This is a genomic window from Chryseobacterium sp. C-71, from assembly GCF_020911865.1.
Taxonomy (GTDB): domain Bacteria; phylum Bacteroidota; class Bacteroidia; order Flavobacteriales; family Weeksellaceae; genus Chryseobacterium.
This window is the reverse complement of the sequence record NZ_CP087131.1, coordinates 2,278,914-2,298,988: the sequence shown is the minus strand read 5'-3', so window position 1 is coordinate 2,298,988 and position 20,075 is coordinate 2,278,914. Positions and strand designations below refer to the sequence as shown.

Genomic DNA, 20,075 nt, shown 5'->3' with positions numbered 1-20,075 from the left:
TATAGACAGAACTGTCATAAGAGCTGTATCCATTGTAAAGTAATTTGATTTAACATAATATTAAAGAAAGAAATGATAGAACATCAAATCTACTGATATTAAGTTAATTCTACTCTGGAGCTTTAAATACGTTGTCGTCTGAATGAAAACCTGCCACACCACCGCTTACCGCAAATTTCATTGCTGTGGCTGCAGTCATTCCCACTACGGGTTTGATGTTTTTTTCTGCGGTTATAATGACCCAACCGGAAATTGCATAAGAATGCGGAAGATATACCGCAACGAAATCATGTTTGTGGACGTCAGACATGTCTTTCTGTGTGAGAAAACCAATTCTCCAGATCTCGGGATTTTCATTGGTTTTTACCCAGACAGGATCGCTGAATTTTTTCTTATCACCCACGAATGAAGACATCACATCTTTTGTAGGCGAATAAATATGTTTAATACCGGGAGTTCGTTCTAAAATGCGGTCAATGGCATCCACAAAAAATCGGCCGACCACAAATTTGTTTCCCAGATATCCTAATAAAGCTGTTGCAAGAATTGTAGAAACAAAAACCAATCCCGGAATTTGTTTGGCAACAGAAGGAATAATATTATCAACAGATGAAATCACATACCAAATCACAAAAATCGTCAACCCGATAGGGCCGATGATTAATAATCCCTGAAAGAAGTTTTTCAGGAAAAAATTGGTAATATTTTCAAAAGTAAGTTTTTTCAATGGGATTTTTTAGCCGTGGATGGTTTCTTTGTTGCCGTAAGATTTAATGATTTTGGCTTCGTATTCCAGCCATTCTTCCCATCGTTTGTTCACTTGTTCTGGCTCGCCCAATTCTCTTGCAAAGCCTATAAATGTTGTGTAATGATTAGCTTCAGAAATCATCAGTTCTTTATAGAATTTTTTGAGTTCTTCGTCTTTTATGTTTTCTGTTAAAACTTTAAATCTCTCACAGCTTCTTGCTTCAATCATCGCTGCAAAAAGCATTTTATCAACAATCATTGTATCTCTGTGACCGCCTTTCTGGATGAAATTCACCAATTCGTTGACGTAATCGTCTTTTCTGGTACGGCCAAAAGTATAACCACGTTTCTTGATAATTTCAAGAACCTGACCGAAATGTTCAAGTTCTTCCTGTGCAATCGCCAAAAGTTCCGTCACGATGTCTGGACGTTCCGGAAGCATTGTGATTAACCCGATGGCGTTGGTAGCGGCTTTTTGCTCGCACCATGCATGATCGGTTAAAATTTCCTGAATGTTATCCTCTGCAATGTTTGCCCACCTTGGGTCGGTAGGAAGTTTCAACTTAAACATGATTTAAAAATTTTGGTAAATTTAATTAATAAAAATAACATTTAACAATGCTAAATTTCTATTTGTGAATTTTTTATCACAGTAATCATCTGTGGCATAGAGTTGGATTTAAAAGGATTAACATTAAAATCTTAAATCATGAATACTTTATCAATTGGAAAAAATTTGCAAAAGTTTGCATTCACAATGTTGGCTTTGTTTTTCAGTGTTATCTCATTTGCTCAGGATTCGGTTCCTGATAACAAAGTCAGTACATCTACAACGACCACCACAACGGAAGAATGGTACATGGATCCCACTTATCTTATCATCGGAGGAGTCGTTCTTATCGTCATTATCGCATTGCTTGTGAGAGGAGGAGGGCGAACAAGAAGAGATTAAGTTTTAGAAAATGACTTAAAATATTGCCGCTCAATAATTTACTGAGCGGTTTTTTTACGTAAAAATTCTAAAACATTCCATCCCAAAGCATCAAATTTCTTTAAACCTGTTGCAATAATGAAAGCTAAAATCACATTAATGATATAAATTATAACCATTAAAATCCACCAAGGCATCGATTCTTTTATCGGAACGACCAGAAAGTAAACCAACGACGAACTGATTCCCTGTCCGAAATAGAAGAAAATAGCATTTTTACCGATATGCGTGACGAAATTTTTTTTTGTAATTTTTAATCGGTTGTACAAAACAAATAAAGTCGTCAGTGAAAAGAAAGTCCAAATGATGTATGCAGTTTGCGGAGGGAATTTCTTTTTGTTGATTTTAAAAAACACTTCATCTCCAAAATACCAAAACAGCCAGACCAAAGATGCTGTCACCAAACCATAAAGCACAGGAATTATTTTTGCAGGAATTGTTTTGCCCCGCATTCTATTTCCGATAAGGAAAACTGTCATGTAAAAAGCGACATAGCCAACTTGTCCGCTTGGATATATTTCAGGGAAAATATTAAATAATAGAGTTAAAGCAACGCAAATTCCGATAAACCAATTGACGTGTTTCGGAAAAAATCTTAAAATTAAAACTCCGAAAACTGTTAATATAAAATAAACTTTTAAGTACCAGAAACTTCCCATTACCACCGGAAAAGTGTCGGCATTTGAATATTCATGGAGATACCAGTTTCCTAAATTCTGCCATTGCGGTGCTGTTGAAATACTCGTTGCCGAATACTTTGAACCAAAAGTAGAGTAGAAGCTCTGAAGCCATTCGAGAGAGAAAAAGGTGAGCCCGAAAATTTTAAAGAAATAATCTAAAAAGAACAGAAACGTTACAAAAATCATGTAGGTGATTTGTAGTTTTAGGAGTCTGTAAAGGGTTTTTTCGATGTTCGATCCTGAAGTTATTCCGCTTAAAGCATAGAAAAGGGCAACGTCAAAAACTAAGGAAAACACACGTACTTCCGGAAGGATGTAAAACTGTCCCGACCAAAATGCCGTGTGAATAAATATAATGGAAAGCGTGGCTAAACCTTTCGCAAAATCGATGTAGAGATCTCTGTTCATCTAAATGTGGAATATTTTCCAAAAGTACAAATAAAACAGAAGTAATTTAATTTCTATATTTGGAGAATTAATCATAAAATTATGAAGCATATTTTCAGTCTTGTTTTGACACTTTTAGTCACTTTTAATCTCTCAGCGCAGGGAAACCGTTTTACTTACGAATATCAGTTCAGAATTGATTCCACAAAAACCGACAGTTTAAAAAAGGAATTTATGAATCTCGATATTTTCCCGACGAAATCTTATTTTTATGGTCAGGCAAAATTTGCGAGTGATTCTATCACAAATAATTCAATCATTGAACAAAGGAAATCTACTCCTAATAGTTTAAGCTATTCTTCCACTACAGAAGAGTGGAATGTTTCATATTTGATAGAAAAGTCATATCCGAGTTTTAAAACGACATGGCTTACAAATATTGAACAGACCAATATGATTGTGGAAGAAACGCCAGTTTTAAAATGGAATATTCTTCCAGAAACTCAGAAAATTGAAAACTGTAATTGTCAGAAAGCGACTGCAAATTTTGGTGGAAGAATTTGGGAAGCTTGGTTTTCTAAAGATTTGCCTTTTCCGGATGGACCTTATAAATTTCACGGTTTACCTGGTTTGATTGTGAAATTGGAAGACAAAACAAAATCACATCAGTTTTTACTAAAAGGAAGCAAGAAACTGAAAGCTGAAGATCATTCGTGGGACTATATTTTGGCATTAGAAAAAGAGGCCAAACATGAATTTGAAGGAGTGAAAGTGAGTCCGGCTCAATATAAAAAATTATACATGACTTATAAAAATGATCCTGCAAAAGACATTAAACTTGATTTGGCTAATCCCAATAACTCTATGACGGTGACTACCGAAGGCGGCAAAAAATTAACCAATAATGCAGAAATTATAAAGTTCTTTGAAGAATCAATGGCTAAAAAATATAAATCAGTTAATAATCAGCTGGAATTAAATTTACACAGAAAGTAGAAAATTTCTCAAAATCATGTTGTTACTAAAGAAATAATCAGTACATTTGCACCTCGAATTAACTAAAAATTTATAGACAATGTTTGCAATTGTAGAAATAGCAGGGCTTCAATATAAAGTTGAGCAAGACCAGAAGTTGTTTGTGAACCGTTTGAAAGGAGACAAAGGAGGAAAAGTATCTTTCGATAAAATCTTACTTACTGTAAACGGAGCAATCACTGTAGGCGCCCCAGCTGTAAGCGGTATCACTGTAGAGGCAGAGATCCTTGACCACGTAAAAGCTGATAAAGTAATCATCTTCAAAAAGAAAAGAAGAAAAGGTTATGAAGTTAAAAATGGTCACAGACAATCTTTAACTCAGATCAAAATCACTGGTATTACAGGATTTGACAGTAAAAAAGCAGAGAAGCCTGCTAAAAAAACAACTAAAAAAGCTGACGCTGAAAGCGCAGAATAATTGTAAAACCAAAAAACCTTAAAATAAAATGGCACACAAGAAAGGAGTTGGTAGTTCCAAAAACGGTAGAGAATCTCATTCTAAAAGATTAGGTGTGAAGATTTTCGGTGGACAAGACGCTATTGCTGGTAACATTATTATCAGACAAAGAGGTACTCAGCACCACCCAGGTAACAATGTGGGTATGGGTAAAGATCACACTTTGCACGCACTTGTTGACGGTAAAGTAGTTTTCAGAAAGAAAGCAAACAACAGATCTTACGTATCTATTGAGCCAAACGCATAATTAATAAGCGTTTTATAAAAATAAATCCTCAGCATTTTTGTTGAGGTTTTTTTGTGTTTATTTATTTTAAGTTGAAGGATGATTATCTTTTCTGTAGTTTGGATAAGAATAGAATTTCTGCAGCTCCCAATACCCACCAAATTGGAAATTTAAAAAGTAGGTACAAAAGATTAAACCCATCTACAATTTTAAATTTTTCATGGACGTAGTGAAGTTCTATTTCATTTGAAATAAAAGGTATAAGAATGAAAAACAAAAAGAAAATAAAGATCTTTGAAACAATGTTTAGTTTTACCCTAATTTTTTTAGTGTAAACAAAATAGTTGATAAAGATTATTACGGACAAAAATAGAATGTCATAATAAGTAAAGCATGTAAATGGTTCTGCTGGCTCATTAAAGAAGTACATTATTAATTTGTTTAAAATCCAAACTGGAACCCAGCCTTAATTCCAAACTTAGAAGCATCCGGACGGTCAAGGTAATTTCCTCTCCAGTTGAAATCTACACGGAAAATTCGGATGTTTCCGAAACCAATGTTTTCAATCCCAAATCCGTACTCGTAGTAAATCTGCTGATCTGGTGCAGAATATTTTAAATTTTCAACATTGATATTTTTTGAAGCATCGCTCAAAGATCCGTAAGCACCTCTTATGAAAGCAACTTCTCTTAGCTTCAGTTTCTTGATTAAAGGAATGAATGAAAGGATTTTACCGTTAAAATGATGTTCGATATGAAGGGTAGAATAGGTGTCAGCTACAAATTCATAATAATTCAACTGAGCAAAAGTATTCGGAACAATTCCGTACGACTGGTTCCCGGGAATAATATTCTGTAACGCCAAAGGAACGGTGTCAAAGTTTTTACCGGCTTCAAAATTCAGAAACGTTTTCCCCCAACTTCCAAGAAGGACAGGTTTGTAAAACATAAACTGCAATTTATTATAATTGAAATCAGCATTAAATAATCCATCAATACCTCTTGTGTACTTTAAAACGATCGTCGGTGCCAAAGTTCCGTGTTCGTAACGGTCAACTCCGGTTTGGGAAAAAGTAGCGCCTGGTCTTGCAATTAAACTAACGGTAACGTGTGAATCAATCGTGGTTTTTCTTAATACACCATTTCTGTAATACATCAAACTAAATCCTGATGGATTGGCAGATTTAATGCTTTGCATCGTTCCGTCAACTCGTATTTGAAAGTTTTTCCAAGGTTCAATAGAGGTGAAAAAACTCGTTTGGTTAACTGAACTTAATGAAGCGTTTTCTCCCCTCGCAAAAACGGTTGAAGATGCGAAAGAACGTGATAAAATTCCGTCTTCTGTGGTCAATTGAACTCCAAGTTGTGTGATGTCTCTTTTTGTTCCTCCTCCAATCATAAAACGGTTGACTCTATTAAACATATATCGTCCTTCAACGCCATATTTGAATTGTTGGTCTTTAAAACCATAAGCGTTGTAAAATTCAACTCTCCAAGGGTCATTCTGCCCAAAGTAGGTTCTTGCTCCCAATCGTATCCTGTCACCTTCCACATCATTTTTCCCGTAAACAGAGGTGATGGGGCCTAAATCAATCCCTTTTGTAACATTGTAATATCTTGAAGCTAATGTTTCTGTCAGTTTTAAAATTCTGTTGAATTTAGGCGTTTGTTGCAGCTTGTCCAGCATTTCATAAACTCCTTTTTCCTGTTTTGAAAGCGAATCTGGTCTTGCTTTTACCCAAAAAGCATCATCTTTATCAACAAAACGGTCATCATACTCTTCTTTTCTTCTTGTGAAAATAGTGTCTGCTAAAGGTTTATTAAAATCATATTCAGAATAGTCTACAGAACGTTTGGCAATAATGCTTTTGGCACTTTTCTTTTTTGAGAAAGGCGTCATTTCAATTTCAGTGACGTATTTTTTAGGTAAAAATGTTTCATCATCAGGATTGTCATATTCCAGTTCTGTTGAAATGGAATTGATGAAATTGACATTGATTTTATTGGTCGACTTTAAGCTGGCTTCTAAAACCGCATAAGAATCTGTATCAATGAAAAGATATCCCTGAAAGGCTAAAACCTCAGTTCTTCTCGGTTGATAACGTATTTTATAGGCTTGTTCTCCACGAATGGAAACTGTGTCGGTCAAATTGTAATCATACGTGCTAAAACCATCCGTTCCCACCGGACTCGGAAATCCAATGTCGAAATAATTTAAAGTATTATCGTAAATATTGATATCACGATAAAGATTTTTAGCGGTAATCGCAATCACCTGATTATCCTGAAATCCGGAAGTTTTTTGAGCAACTAAAAGTTTTTTTGTTTTCTTGTTCGGTTTGTTTTCGCCAAAATGGTTGTAGATAGATTCGTTTAAGAAAATAGGTAACGCCATTTTTCCTCTTGCTGTAGAATCGGCGTAATCAAAGATAAAATCTAATTTGTTGAAGATTTTTCTATGCATGAAAGCACTGTCAAGATTGTTGGCATCAAACTGAATCTTCTCGTATTCTTTGTAAGTATACGTGTCGAATTTATCGAGACCGTTATTTCTTTTACGCTTCCAGACTTCCTGCATGATTCGGTATGCGGGATTTTCTTTCTTATTCTTAAATTTTGTTTTCTCGTTGTGGATAACAACTTCTTCGATGCTGCTTACTTTTTCAGAAGATAATTTAATGATCAGATTGCTGTTTTTGTCTGTAGTGATATCTACGCTTTCTAAAGCATAGTTTTTTTTCTGAAATTTAAGTTTATAAATAATGCTGTCAGACTGTACGCTGAAGCTTCCTGAAGTAGTAGTAAGAATGGGAGTATTGCTATCGTTGATAAAGATTTCAACGGCGCTGATTTCTTTGTTGTTTTTGTTATCTACAATCTTTCCGTTTGCTGTGTTTTGGGCATGAAAAAGACTGGTTATAAAAAGGGAAATATAAAGGAAACCGTATTTAAATTGATTGGTTGACATCATTCGTATCTTCAAGCATTTAGCTAAACAAAAATTGTGCTGTTTATGATTAAAATTTAAAAGTTTTTTTAAAGACTTTTGGGTTTATTTGCCAAAATGCAAATGTAACGAAAATAAACCTATGAATATTGCTTCTACACAACCCTGGAGGTTGATGTTTGATAAATAATGTAAAGTAAGATTGTAGAAAAGTATAAAATCAAAAAAGACCTACAATATTGTAAGTCTTTTTTGCTCCCCCTATTGACACTAACTCGAACCTATTAGTATTGATAATCATCGTGTTAGATTAAGTAACAGCTCCTTACATGGCTCGAAACACATTGGTTTTGAATTCGAATATTCGAAATAATGATTTTGAGAATTATAGTATTTTTGCCAAAACACAACGATGCAAAAATACAAAAAGTATCACACGGATAAGGAGTCTACAGGATTGTGCCTTGCTCTTCCATTTTTATCTCCTATGATTGCTCTGTAAACTTCTTCTTCATTATTGACTTTATGATGCTTTTGAGTGTCTTTCTTTTCAGTAACATCTGTTAAAGAACTATTAGAACCAATGAGTTTGGCTTTGGCATATAATTTTACTTCATCTGAGGTAATATTGGTCGTTCTATCTTTTATGCTATCACTCAGTTTTATCTTATGAAATGCGTATTTATCATTAATCTTTCCTGTAATCGTAAGATTATTTTCAGTATTAGAATAAGCAAAGTCATCTCCGCTAGCTCCATCGTTATCATAAACATGAAGTTCTATCTTTTCTCCTTCTATATTTTCACCTCTAATACAGTAATCTACAGTTTGCCCCCAAACTTGCAAGACTTATCTCACTACCTCCGAAATCGTTCCAAAAACCTTCAGTGATTCTTGCTAATTCTCACATTTTTTTAATTTTACAGGCTTTGCATTTTCTGAACTACTAAACTGAGTAACTATATGTGTTTTTTTTGATGTTTTGATATTGCTTAGTTCATACCACGTTAATTCGAACTCTTCATTGTTTTTAACAATTTTTCCTATACTTTCTTTTTTTGAAATATTTTCTTCATCAATTTCATTTTCGGAAGCCATTGGTGGAGACATATCTTGTGAAATATATTTTAAATAATATACATTATTTTTTGTACCCTTTTCCAAGGTAACATTTATAAAAATTGCAGGTGGAGCTAGTGCTAAAGTACCAGTAAGACGGTTTTTATTTTGAGAAATTTCAATTCCACTATTTTGTACGGAACAGTCACGTTGCCATAAACCAGTAATATTATCAGAGTTTTCACTTTTTAAGCCATTGAGAAGCCTTATATCATCTTTTGTATTTGCTTCAATAATGATATTTGGTTTATCATTTCTATCAACAAATTTATACTCAGTTTGATTTTTAATAATATAATTAACGATTATTTTCTCATTTCGCTGAACAGCTTGATAGTGACCATTTTTATATAGTTGACTACTTGCATTTAGTTCAATATCTTTTAAATATTGAATTTTATTTGAATCAAATTTATATAAAAAATAAGATGGAAATTCTTCAGTAAAACTGGGAATTAATAATACTCCTTCTGAAATTGTATAGTTATAAAGTAAATGAATATCTTTTTCAGCAAATTCATAAGAACTGTCATAATAAAAATTGATTTTAAAAGGCTGCCAATCTTGAATTATTTTGCTTCCAAAGGAATATTGTACATAAGCCCTGTCCTCAATATATCTAATTTTAAAATTATAATCCTGAAAATTTACATCCATACTTTTCACAGTATCTGCTGAATAATTATTATTTATTTGTAGATTTTTTACTTCCTTAAAAATCGATTGATTTGCTTCAACAAGACTTGAATTTAGATTATAATTATCATCATGCTTTTTACAAGAGCATAAAATATTTATAGAAAATAATATAAAAAATAAATTAAATAATATTTTATTCTTTACCACCGAATTCATTAATTTTTCCATTTTGTGCTGTTTTTATTTGAGTGTCTCTTTCTGTTTGACTTTGATCATCATAGGATTTATAATATACATAATAACCAGGATTGCATCTTTTTTTATTTGCATCTCTTATTTCAAAATGCACATGTGGTGCACAAGTCCCACCACTTTGAACTCCCGACACACCACTTAATGCTATTGGTTTAGATATATCATCTATTACATCTCCCTCTTTCACCAAAACTTTTCGTAAATGACCATAGAATAAATATATATCTCCATCCTCATTATATCCAGAGTCTTTCTTATCCTCTTTATCAGGATATTTTAATTGATACTCTCGTTTGTGTGCTAAGAATGTTTCTTTATCTATTATTTTTAATGTTATAGATTTTCCATACCCTGCTGTAGCAGGATCTACAATATTTGTAACTTCTGCTTTGACACAAGAATATACAGAAGAACCTGGTATTACAAATAAATCTAAGCCTTTGTGAGGTCTTGTTCCGTTTCTTGCATTTGTTCCAAATAAACCCCAATGTTTTCCTGCTAAATTTATAATTCCATTTGTTTGACTTTGAGTAAAAATAGTACACATAGGATTATCAACAGGATTGCGCCATTTTCCATTATTACTTTGAGGTTGTGAAATAGTACTTTCACCGCAACATCCATAATCAAAATCTTTTAAAAACCCTTTTTTAAGATGCAAATCACTTTTTCCTGCGAGCTCTTCTTTTAAAAATTTTTCATAGTTTGCTTTACATTCTGCTTTTGTTCCAGTGGGTTGCCCATAAGGTGCATCTGGTAAACTAGCCCAACATAGACTTGACGTTAAAATTGCTTTGTCAAAATCATCATCAATAATCATTTTTACAATGTCTCCAAAAGCATTGTTAAATTTTGCTCGTCCTGCTCTTGGTGTACCATCTTCTTTGTAAAAAAAACTATGTGCTCTTTTCCCTACATAATTATGCTTAAAAATAACTATACATAACTTATCTTGTGATTCTTGATCAAAACTATTAATTTTATATTGCTTTATATAATTTAATTTTTCCGAGTACTGCCAGTTTTTATTCTGATCTAAATAATATCCTTGAAAACCTTTAAAAGTGTCTTGCATAATTTGATAGGCTCCTGCTGCTGTGGAATCATGTGCGCTAATATATATTTTTGGATGGTCGCTAAAGTCTTTTCCATGACTAGCAAATGTGCTACCTCCAACAATTCTAGAATATCCTCCTTCATCTTGAGTTCCCTCACCTTTTCTCAACATCCTCATAAAAGCTCTTACTTTAGCTTCACACTCACAAATTCCGTTTTCATTAGAAGGATGTTGTATCACATCACTTCCCGCTTTCACAGCTCCTGTATAACCAACCTGTTTCGCAAGGGAACTTCCTTTTTGAAGTTTCGTAGCCGCCATGCCTAGATCGCCATCGGCATCGTACAACACTTTTCCGTCAGCATCTTTTTCTTTTACAATGCTGTAAACCGTAAGAAGATTTACTTTATTCTTAATATTATTCCAGACAATTTTTTCTCGGATAACTCCACTTTTATCAACTTTTACATTTTTAGAATATAATAGCACAGGATCGCTTCCAAAAACAACTTTTGGAATTTCTAAATATAAATTTTCAGTCGGTTTGATTCCTCTTGTATGTGCGTAGAAATAACTTACCTCATCATAATCTACCAAAGTATGTTTCTCCTTTCCGTCTGCACTTCCAATAATGGCGCTGTATATTTCTTTTACATCCTCCACATCAAGCTTATAAGATGTCGGAAAGTCTTTTCCTTCACCGATTGCTATTAATTCCGGAGCTGAAACTTTAATATAGATTTCTCCATGAGCCCCTGTTTTACCTTTCATGGAAGGATCTAAAGTTACAGGAATCAAAGTTCCGTTATAAGAATCGACTGCAATGATTTTTACGGGATCATCAGTTGGACCAAGATCATCATCCCACAAAATAATATTTAACTTTTCACCTTCCAGTCCAGATTGCTCCATCCATAAATTAATATCCTGCCCCCAACTTGCTTTTTCGATCTTATTTCCCTGACTATCGGTAAAAGTAATGTTATTAATTACCGCCTGTATAACCTGTATATTTTTGGTTACACCTTTGCCGTTTATTTTTGAGGTAATGCTTAAAATTCCCGGATTTCTTGGAGTGAACGTTACGGTTTTTCCTGTGATTGCATTTGAAAATCCATGCCAGTAAATAGTCTCGTTAGCAAGAAGATCAGGAAAAATCATTTTATTAACTGTAGCAATGATAGGTTTTCCTACTTTGGGAGTTCCGCTAAGAGAAAAACTTACAACATCATTATGTTTTACTTCAAAATGCCAGTCATCTTCCTCATGTTTCGCTTTTGAGCCAAATGCATTTGCCATTTTACAAAAAGCTTCTATCAATTATTTTTTACTGATTTTATACCCTTTCTGATCTGGTTTGGTAAGAATATCTGAGTCAATCCACTTCGACTGAATGAAATATTTTCCATTGTCGTTTATTAAAACAAATTCAGTATCCATATTTTCTCCAAGAGTGTATCCATCTATATTTTTTTTATGTTTCAGAATTAATTTGTTTCCGTCTTCTAAAGCATTTAACTCATCCGTAAAACCAATTTGATAACCATTTCCTGAAGCTATGATATTTTCTTTGTTTATTTTTATTTCTAACTCCCAACCAACATTCTGTCCTCCTATTTCACCATAACTAAACCATGCAGTATAATTACCAAACCATTTGTTTGAAATTAAATTTGCTTTCTCATTTTTTTTGAATGTAAGATCACTTTTATAATACTTAAAATTTCTTTCATTATCAGATGACGTCTTAACTAATAACAAATTATCTATAGACCAAGCAATTTGATGTATTCTAAAATTTTCAGAAGTAAAACTTGAAAATTCTTGAAAATTCTTATATGAGTCAATTTTTAATATCCCTAAAAAACTATTGTTATCACTATAAATTTGATTATAAAAATACGCTAAGTATTTTATGTTGGGGGATGAAATAGGAGTTTCGATTTTATCATCACCTGGTGAAACTATTTTATATATTTTCCCATTTGATTTATTTATTAATTCAAAATCACTAAATCCTAAACTTTCACTTACAGAATTACAGGAAAACGCATACATATTTAATGATGTATAAAACCCTAAGTAATTGTACCATATAGTTCCTTCCTTTTTTTTTAACTTTATAGTTTTAGACCCAACTTCCAAATAATAATTCCCCTTGTCTTCTATTAATGGTTTTTTAATAAGGTCATTTTTAAAATTTTTTAATTGATTAAATTCTTTTTCATCAATTTCTTTAAGATCCAATTTTGGAAGCAAATCATATTTATCTGAAAAACCAGCCGTTTCAAATTTTATTTTATCAACATTAATTATTTCCTTCGTATTAGAAGCTACCATATCTTTCTGACCTTGTTTTTGGCAACTTAAAAACCCAAATAATAAGAATGATAACAATTTTATTTTTTTCATTTTTCTTCTATTGTTTGAATAATGTTTGAATTAAATTCTCCAGAATGTAGATGATCTTCATGACCAGAAGAGTAGATAGTTCCAACTAATCTAGAATACCAACTTCCACTACCCCTGTATATTTTTTCAAAATGAAATTCCTTGAAGGCATTTACTTTCTTTTGCTCAAGCTCTAAAGTAGCATAATAAGCTGTATCCGCACAATCTCCATTCGGGTGTGTTACACTTGGATAGCTTGTTGCATCTGCAAAACACATACCCGTACACAAAACATCTTCTCTTCCTAATTTGGCTAATGCTCCTATAAAACCAGCATAGGCATCAGGATTACAATATCGCCTTTGCGAATTTTGAAATGTGTAAAATATTTTAATATAACCTTTTTCATAGCTTAAACTATCCTTCATTCTAACAAGAGGGACTTTTCCTTGCCCTTTAGAATATTTTCTATAGCCATACCTTGTACCCGAGACACAGATGTCTCCATTTGAATATAAGTATGCTTCCTCCTGAAGGATAGCTATATGTATTTATATAACCCGCAGGAATGGTTGAAATTCTCTGTCCATTATTCCTTCTATCTACGGTAAACCAATCCACAATACATATTTCATGTTCGTTTTTATCTTTATCATGATAAACATATTTATATCTTTGTTTGTATTCTTCTTTAATAGTTTTGGGGATATGCTTTTCTATTGTTCCATTCTCATAGATATGATAAGTTACAATATCTTTTGCATTTATTTGAATATCAGCTTGACCATTATTTCCACACTCAAAAGTAACCTCCATATTTACAAATCCTTCAGTTTTTGCAGAAATTGCCCTTGCAGCGATTTCTTTTTTGGTAATACCATTTTTACCATCCGTATCAACACTTGCATTTGCATTATAATAATCAGAACCTTCTCTATATAATGTAGTATCATCGCTAGATCCAAAGTAATTTGGGGCAAAACCCTTACATAAATAACAGCATTGAGTTTATTGGTTCAGAATCTTTCCTCATCCGTTTTGGGTTTTACAAAATATCCCGAAGTTGGAGAGGTATTTTTAATTTTTTTTCTTTTGTACATCTTTTGAAAAGCTAATTAAATAAATTGGTTTGGTAAAATTGTAATGATTTTTTCTATGATAATCAATACAAAAAAAGAGCAGATTATTCACGCTCTCTTTCATTCTCTTTTTCAAAATCCCTGACAATGATTTTTGCCATCATTTTAAAGGAATAAATGATCAGTTTTACGGTTTCGTCAGGAATAATGGTATCAAATTCTTTTCAGAGAATTTTTCTCACTTTCAGCATTTCTTGATCGATATCCATTTTGTTTTTATTTTAGAGAAGTAAATTTTTCTTGTCTTCATATAAATGTATTGCTGTATTTATTAAATTTTGAAAATTATCAATAGTATATGCGAATATGTATCAGTAGTACTCCCACTAAATCGGATAATTCGCTACCAACACTTCCGTTTTTCTCCTCACTTTTCACGTTTTTCTATTGTGGCTTGCTGATAAGGGTTTGTCAAAGGTTTTGACGTATCGGTTGTACCTTTTAATATAGCTGTCGAGAATTTCTCATGGATAATTGGATAAAAGGAACTTTCCCTTCACTTGTGCTAAAGTTTCCAAAAGAGTAATAAAATCTTCTTCAGAATATCATTTGTAAAAACCCATATTAGTGTTTATATATGGCGGGTCACAGTAAAAGAAGCTGTTTTCGGTGTCTCTGCTTTTGATGACCTTACAACCATCTGCTTGCTCTATTTGCGTATACCTCATCCTTTGTGCAAGATTGATTCCGAAAGCGTCCACTTTATTCTGAAAGTTAAGAGCCGATCTTTTTTCCTTATCGTATCATCGGCTTCAAATTTTATTCAGATAGCCTTGGCTAACGCTGATCCGAAATGCCCAAGCTCTTGTTACTTTATCGTCTGCAAATAATCGTGGGCAGTCATAAATAAGCATTGCTTTTTTATAGGTTTCCCTGCTGAGAAGCGTTTCTTTAATTTTTGCCTCCAGCTTTTTGCTTCTGCTTTTCAAAACCTGATAGAAATTAACAACATTCATATTTACATCATTTTAATGACTTCGCAGGGAGCAGGAGCTTTCGCCCGATACACAGAACCGCCTCCGAAGAAAGGTTCAACGTATATCCTGTGATCAGGTATTAATGGCAAAATGTTTTTCAGCATCATTTGCTTGCCTCAATAGTAACTCACAGGAGTTTTTATCAATACTTTAGGCTTCTGCCCTGAGTTGAGTTTCGCCTGAGATTGTCTCAGTGAAGGGTTGTTCGTTTCGTTTGTTTTTGTCATTTTGTTTTTAATAATCATATAAAATATTTTTGAAATGCTTACTTGTGTAAGTCTCCCTAAAAACTGGACATTTTATAACCCTGAAAATATTAACAAAAAACGATTAATTTTAGGTTATGAGAACGAGCAAATTTACAGACAGCCAAATTTTGGCTATTTTAAAGGAGTATGATTCGGGACAGACTGCAAAAGAATTGTCTCGGAAATATGGATTTCATTATCAGACTTTGCACGATTGGAAAAAGAAATTCAGCGGGATTAATTCTACCAAAGAACTGGCAAAAATTAAAGAACTGGAATCAGAGAATAATCGCTTGAAAAAGATGTTTGCCAACCTTAGTTTGGAACATGAAGCACTGAAAGACGTACTCTCAAAAAAGTGGTAAAGCCTGCCACAAAACGGGAAGTGGTTGCTTATCTGGTTTCAGAATATCCGATGAACATTCGGCAGGCGTGTAAATCTTTGAATTTGGAGCGAAGCAGCTATTACTATCATCCTAAAAGAAAAGATGATACGGACGTCATTGATTGCCTGAATCAACTTTCTGAAAAACATCCCAGCTATGGATTCAAGAAAATGTTTCACAGTCTTCGTAATGAGGGTTTTGGTTGGAATCATAAGAAAGTATATAGAATTTACAAGAAATTAGGACTGAATATTTTGAGAAAAAGAAGGAGAAGACTTGCTTCAAGAGAAAGACAAAACTTGGAAGTTCCTGAAAAATACAATGAAGTTTGGAGTATGGACTTTATGAGTGATTCTTTGTTTAACTCAAGACGATTCCGAACGTTGAACATTATTGATGATCATAACAGAGAATCGATTTGGATCGAAGCCGGGCTTTCCATCGGAGCGATGCATATGACCGATCTATTGGAATGGATTGTAAAGGAAAGAGGAAAACCAAAAGCAATACGAACAGATAATGATCCCGAGTTTACGAGTTCTGTTTTTACGAATTGGTGTCATAAACACAGAATTGAAATCCGGTACATTCAACCGGGGAAACCTGTTCAGAATGCTTTTATTGAAAGGTTCAACAGAAGCTATAGAACAGAGGTTCTGGATGCAAGAATCTTCAATAATTTGATAGAAGTACGGGAAATAACTTCTGATTGGATGGAGCATTACAACAATAACAGACCTCATGAAAGCTTGGGAAACCTATCTCCAATGCAGTATTTGTTAAAAAAGGAAAACTCGCCAGACGCTAATCCCAACACCGAGTTTTCTCCTTTTCAACAAATTTTGCCAGCATCAACAACAGAATGAAATATTTTATAGTTTTACAAAACAAAATGAGGGTATAATTCTGTCCAACGTTCGGGGAGACTTACAGTCCAATAATATATTTATCTACTTGCTGTAACTATCTTCTTTTATTAAACGCTTTTGCTTCGTTAAATGTAATAATGTCATTAATTTTTTCAAGGGTATTAATTTTCGGTTTTCGGGCAGTACAGGCATTTATAGGAGTGAATTCTGTTTTACCTATTCTTGTTGCTACACCAATTATTTTTATACTAATAAAATCGGCTATTTGAGATCCAAACTCTATTAATTTGCCATTTATACGAATATCTCCAACGTCATAATTTTTATATGTTGGAACTTCAAAAACAGCACGAACGTATCTGTTTTCTTCACCTCTAGTATAACTCCAAAAATCAGAAGCGTTTGTTCCATCAGGTGTTTCCCATCCATTTGTTACTAATTTATCAAAATACAAGCTAACAGGATCAGCGATAGATACTTGTGCTTTTTGTCTGGATAGACTATTTACAATTGCTCCTATATGTGGGTCGCTATTACGTTGACCATCGCCGTATGCACCGCAGTTTATTAATTCTTGTTCTCCGGTCAAAGTTTTTCCATTTATCACCCGAACGTTTGATGCTCCTGCCGCCAACTCAATTGCTGCATCAATTGTATTATTTATTTGTATCATGTGCATTGCTCCGGTCAATGTATTATTATTCCATTTGTTTTTAGGGTTATAACTTCCATCAGCATTTTCAAGGTCGGCTTGTACAATAGTATTATTGATATGCTTTTTGTATAAATCAGTTACTAATTGTGGTGATTGTGCCCACAAATGATACCAATAAAAAACATCTTCACAAGTAAATTCTACCCGTGTAATTTTATTATTGGCAGGGTTTCTTTCCACACTCCATTCGCAATATTCGTCCTGAACATCTCTGCTTGAATCTGCTTTTTTCCACCTTGCTTTATCTCCAATTGTAGAAATGAGGATGTTTCTTGGAAATGCTATCCAATTGATGTCTTTATAAACGGCATCAGTATCTAGGTCTGTTTTTGTTAAATTAATGTACATCTCTCTTGGGTCGTCATTAATTCTGTCATCTGGATAGCCATTAATTGATGTGTCTGTTTGATTTGAAATGTAATTGCTCCAGTATTGAGCAAACTCTTCGTTCAATTCGTTTAAGTTTCCTGGGGGATTAAATTTTTGAAGTGCCATGATACTATTTTTATTTGTTTATTATTGTTGCTGTTTCTGTTATTTGCAGTAATGGAGTTGTTTCAGGAATATTAGTAATTGGAGTTGTTAATCGGAACTCCGCTAAATCTGTCTTTCGGAATTCTCTTCTCCTTGATTCTGCCAGCTTAATAATTTCATAAAAGCCGTCTTTGCTGTCAAGAAGGTGTTTCAGGTTGTTAAAGTAATTTTCAATTCGTTTTTCAAATATTTCTTTCCATTTATCATCAGGTAATTCATAATTAGATAAAAAGAGTTCCTCACCACTCCCAGCTATCTGACTTTCTTCACTATTCTTAATATTATTTAAAAAAGCAGATTCTATAGCATTCTCAATTATTGGACTACTTTCGGGTAGGTAATTCAATAGTCGTTCTCGTTTTGCGGAATAAATCGGATTAGTAAAATCTACCATCAATAACGATGAAATAAATTTTTTACTTACAATGTTCTTTGAAAGTAAAATGGAGATTAAATGTACATCTTCAAAAGATACTTCAGGTACTAAGAATGCAAAATGAGTATCTCCTTTAAACTTAAATTCCTTATCCCCGATCTGAAAATCAAAATCAATAAGACTATCTAAATAATCGCTTCCTTTAAAATGAATGGGCGAAATCAATGGCTCTAATTCTATTTCATCAATAAGAACATCTTTGTTAAAGAAAAATGTTTCAGGAATTCTTACATTTGAGTCTGCACGTATTGACCCGCTTTCTTCTCTGGTAGTAGCTATATTTATTGTAGTTGTGGTTACGATTTGTCTAAAAAAATCCATACAATTATGCAATATTCCATTTGCATCAGTCAATTTTTCTAGCCGGGCATTATTCCATCTTGTAATTGCAGGTCTTGCAATCTGTATTTCAAAATCCTGCCCCCCACTTTTATGTACCCATAATTTCTCATTTCTTAAACTATCATTAGGATCTAGAACATCATCATTAATACTAGCCGTCATGCTATGCCAATGAATCCAAGGAAATTTTAATTCCTTCATTACAATTGCTCCATTTACATGACTGTCAAATGGACCCTGACCTCTTGAAGGTAAGGTTAGAGCATGATATGAATTTCCTGCCCAAAACCAAAATTCGCCTCTTCTTTCATAAAAATTATATGCTTTTGCTATATTATCCCATGATATTAATTGCAAAAATTGTGTTTTGGAATCAGTAAGTGTACTGGCGCTAATTAAAATTTGTAAATCATTGATAGTATCATTTCGTGAAATCACAAGGCGAAATTGTCTGTTTAAATCATTTGTTTCTGGGCTCCATGCAATTTGTCCTCCATCTGCTACAAGAAAAGAGTTTTGGTTTGGCAATTCATTTGTTCTATCAAGTGCTGTCAAAACTTCATTAAGTGTTAAAGGAATTATATCCTTTTTTAAGAGTAGATTGGCAAAAGCATCATTTAATTTTTCTATACCCTCTTTTTTTAGTGGATTGGGAAAAGAATCAATACCCAAAACAAATCGAAAAACTTTAGAAGATTCATAGGCTTCTGTGGGCGAAAACTCTTTAGCCACGTAAGAAAATTCTTTTATTTTATGTTCTTTAGGTAGAATTTCACCATCTTTTTTGTACGGATATTGCCTAGTTGGAAATGTATGTTTTTCTCTGTCCATTAGCTTATTTTTAATTTTTGATAGGTGTATTGCTTCAAACTTTAGAATTTACACATTGTTACGATATTGTATTTATCTACTGTTATTAACCATTATGATATATGAATTTTTGAAAAATCGTTTTATTCATGAATATTTATATTTTTGATAAAACAATTCAAAATATAGTAAAAGGAAAATTTATATGGTATTAGTTTTTATAAAGTTATAAAATTTCCTTTCAAGAAAATTATTTCTTTAGGAAAATTTCGTCAGCTTATATCAAATATCATGGAAATTCAAACAGGTGTGTATCAGGTCTTAAGGCTAACAATTGCAAAATTTGGTTTTAAAATCTTTTGTCAAAATTATTATGTAAATAATTATTTATCAATTACCCTTTTGTGTAGTTTTTATGATGTTATTTGCCAAAGAGGAATTTTAAAATTAAAACTCCGAAAATTATATTTTTTTTGACAAAAAATAAGTTGAAATTATTATAATATAAACATACAATATCAAATACTGAACGAGAGGTCACAACTTCTTGCAAAGAATAAAGAAATAAGAATTAAGTGTTTGGTACTTTTATCTTGTCTAAAAAAAAGCTGCTAGAAAGGGGTAATTCAAGAATTGTAGAGCCAATCCAAATTAAAGCTGTAAATGTTGCTTCTTTCAAAAAAAAGGTA

The 20,075-nt window shown here is 32.9% G+C and carries 22 protein-coding genes; 6 read left to right on the top strand and 16 right to left on the bottom strand.

Annotation, left to right across the window (positions count from 1 at the left end; genetic code table 11):
* Positions 1-109: 109 nt before the first annotated feature.
* Both LNP04_RS10490 and LNP04_RS10485 read right to left on the bottom strand, forming a co-directional pair.
* Positions 110-727: a DUF502 domain-containing protein gene (locus LNP04_RS10490; RefSeq protein WP_229982927.1), complete on the bottom strand. Its 618-nt coding sequence runs from the start codon at positions 725-727 to the stop codon at positions 110-112.
* A gap of 9 nt (positions 728-736) precedes the next feature.
* Positions 737-1,318: a tRNA-(ms[2]io[6]A)-hydroxylase gene (locus LNP04_RS10485; RefSeq protein ID WP_229982926.1), complete on the bottom strand. Its 582-nt coding sequence runs from the start codon at positions 1,316-1,318 to the stop codon at positions 737-739.
* Positions 1,319-1,456: 138 nt separating this feature from the next.
* Here LNP04_RS10485 and LNP04_RS10480 point away from each other — a divergent pair, with 138 nt between their 5' ends.
* A complete protein-coding gene (locus LNP04_RS10480; RefSeq protein WP_229982925.1) occupies positions 1,457-1,699 on the top strand; it encodes a hypothetical protein in 243 nt (80 codons plus the stop codon).
* A 38-nt stretch (positions 1,700-1,737) separates the two neighbouring features.
* On the opposite strand, the gene LNP04_RS10475 is transcribed toward LNP04_RS10480, so the two are convergent.
* Positions 1,738-2,826 carry an acyltransferase family protein gene (locus tag LNP04_RS10475; protein ID WP_229982924.1) on the bottom strand — a complete coding sequence of 363 codons (1,089 nt, stop codon included), beginning with the start codon at positions 2,824-2,826 and terminating at the stop codon, positions 1,738-1,740.
* An 81-nt stretch (positions 2,827-2,907) separates the two neighbouring features.
* Here LNP04_RS10475 and LNP04_RS10470 point away from each other — a divergent pair, with 81 nt between their 5' ends.
* The 3 genes from LNP04_RS10470 (at position 2,908) to rpmA (ending at position 4,544) form a co-directional block, all read left to right on the top strand.
* Positions 2,908-3,801 carry a GLPGLI family protein gene (locus LNP04_RS10470; protein ID WP_229982923.1) on the top strand — a complete coding sequence of 298 codons (894 nt, stop codon included), beginning with the start codon at positions 2,908-2,910 and terminating at the stop codon, positions 3,799-3,801.
* Positions 3,802-3,880: 79 nt separating this feature from the next.
* Positions 3,881-4,258 carry a 50S ribosomal protein L21 gene (gene rplU, locus LNP04_RS10465; protein ID WP_229982922.1) on the top strand — a complete coding sequence of 126 codons (378 nt, stop codon included), beginning with the start codon at positions 3,881-3,883 and terminating at the stop codon, positions 4,256-4,258.
* 28 nt (positions 4,259-4,286) lie between these two features.
* Positions 4,287-4,544, top strand: a complete 258-nt coding sequence (gene rpmA, locus LNP04_RS10460) for a 50S ribosomal protein L27 (RefSeq protein ID WP_129535640.1) — start codon at positions 4,287-4,289, stop codon at positions 4,542-4,544.
* Positions 4,545-4,964: 420 nt separating this feature from the next.
* Here the strand turns inward: rpmA and LNP04_RS10455 are convergent, their stop codons facing one another.
* The 11 genes from LNP04_RS10455 to LNP04_RS19505 all read right to left on the bottom strand — a co-directional run bounded on the left by LNP04_RS10455 (position 4,965) and on the right by LNP04_RS19505 (position 15,291).
* The gene (locus LNP04_RS10455) at positions 4,965-7,493 is read right to left on the bottom strand and encodes a DUF5686 family protein (RefSeq protein ID WP_229982921.1); all 2,529 of its coding nucleotides are present in this window, start codon (positions 7,491-7,493) and stop codon (positions 4,965-4,967) included.
* 408 nt (positions 7,494-7,901) lie between these two features.
* Complete coding sequence (locus LNP04_RS10450; RefSeq protein WP_229982920.1) at positions 7,902-8,315, bottom strand: hypothetical protein; 414 nt, start codon at positions 8,313-8,315, stop codon at positions 7,902-7,904.
* Between the two features lie 51 nt (positions 8,316-8,366).
* Positions 8,367-9,455: a hypothetical protein gene (locus LNP04_RS10445; RefSeq protein WP_229982918.1), complete on the bottom strand. Its 1,089-nt coding sequence runs from the start codon at positions 9,453-9,455 to the stop codon at positions 8,367-8,369.
* A complete protein-coding gene (locus tag LNP04_RS10440; protein WP_229982917.1) occupies positions 9,421-11,838 on the bottom strand; it encodes a hypothetical protein in 2,418 nt (805 codons plus the stop codon). The genes LNP04_RS10445 and LNP04_RS10440 overlap by 35 nt, the downstream gene beginning before the upstream one ends.
* A 21-nt stretch (positions 11,839-11,859) precedes the next feature.
* Positions 11,860-12,951 carry a hypothetical protein gene (locus LNP04_RS10435; protein ID WP_229982916.1) on the bottom strand — a complete coding sequence of 364 codons (1,092 nt, stop codon included), beginning with the start codon at positions 12,949-12,951 and terminating at the stop codon, positions 11,860-11,862.
* The gene (locus LNP04_RS10430; RefSeq protein WP_229982915.1) at positions 12,948-13,358 is read right to left on the bottom strand and encodes a hypothetical protein; all 411 of its coding nucleotides are present in this window, start codon (positions 13,356-13,358) and stop codon (positions 12,948-12,950) included. The genes LNP04_RS10435 and LNP04_RS10430 overlap by 4 nt, the downstream gene beginning before the upstream one ends.
* Before the next feature lie 40 nt (positions 13,359-13,398).
* Positions 13,399-13,746 carry a hypothetical protein gene (locus LNP04_RS10425; RefSeq protein WP_229982914.1) on the bottom strand — a complete coding sequence of 116 codons (348 nt, stop codon included), beginning with the start codon at positions 13,744-13,746 and terminating at the stop codon, positions 13,399-13,401.
* Between the two features lie 868 nt (positions 13,747-14,614).
* Complete coding sequence (locus LNP04_RS19585) at positions 14,615-14,737, bottom strand: DNA adenine methylase (RefSeq protein ID WP_407928659.1); 123 nt, start codon at positions 14,735-14,737, stop codon at positions 14,615-14,617.
* Positions 14,738-14,821: 84 nt separating this feature from the next.
* On the bottom strand, positions 14,822-15,025 hold the full coding sequence (locus LNP04_RS10420; RefSeq protein WP_229982912.1) for a hypothetical protein: 204 nt from the start codon (positions 15,023-15,025) through the stop codon (positions 14,822-14,824).
* 2 nt (positions 15,026-15,027) lie between these two features.
* The gene (locus LNP04_RS19580) at positions 15,028-15,150 is read right to left on the bottom strand and encodes a DNA adenine methylase (RefSeq protein ID WP_407928589.1); all 123 of its coding nucleotides are present in this window, start codon (positions 15,148-15,150) and stop codon (positions 15,028-15,030) included.
* 12 nt (positions 15,151-15,162) lie between these two features.
* Positions 15,163-15,291 carry a hypothetical protein gene (locus LNP04_RS19505; RefSeq protein ID WP_262907404.1) on the bottom strand — a complete coding sequence of 43 codons (129 nt, stop codon included), beginning with the start codon at positions 15,289-15,291 and terminating at the stop codon, positions 15,163-15,165.
* A gap of 98 nt (positions 15,292-15,389) precedes the next feature.
* Here LNP04_RS19505 and LNP04_RS10415 point away from each other — a divergent pair, with 98 nt between their 5' ends.
* Positions 15,390-15,659 (top strand): transposase, encoded by a 270-nt coding sequence (locus LNP04_RS10415; RefSeq protein ID WP_229982911.1) that lies wholly within the window; start codon positions 15,390-15,392, stop codon positions 15,657-15,659.
* The gene (locus LNP04_RS10410) at positions 15,653-16,546 is read left to right on the top strand and encodes an IS3 family transposase (RefSeq protein ID WP_229982910.1); all 894 of its coding nucleotides are present in this window, start codon (positions 15,653-15,655) and stop codon (positions 16,544-16,546) included. Before LNP04_RS10415 ends, LNP04_RS10410 begins: the two co-directional genes overlap by 7 nt.
* 97 nt (positions 16,547-16,643) lie before the next feature.
* On the opposite strand, the gene LNP04_RS10405 is transcribed toward LNP04_RS10410, so the two are convergent.
* Both LNP04_RS10405 and LNP04_RS10400 read right to left on the bottom strand, forming a co-directional pair.
* Positions 16,644-17,759, bottom strand: a complete 1,116-nt coding sequence (locus tag LNP04_RS10405; protein WP_229982909.1) for a hypothetical protein — start codon at positions 17,757-17,759, stop codon at positions 16,644-16,646.
* Positions 17,760-17,769: 10 nt separating this feature from the next.
* Positions 17,770-19,407, bottom strand: a complete 1,638-nt coding sequence (locus LNP04_RS10400; protein WP_229982908.1) for a hypothetical protein — start codon at positions 19,405-19,407, stop codon at positions 17,770-17,772.
* Positions 19,408-20,075: the final 668 nt, after the last annotated feature.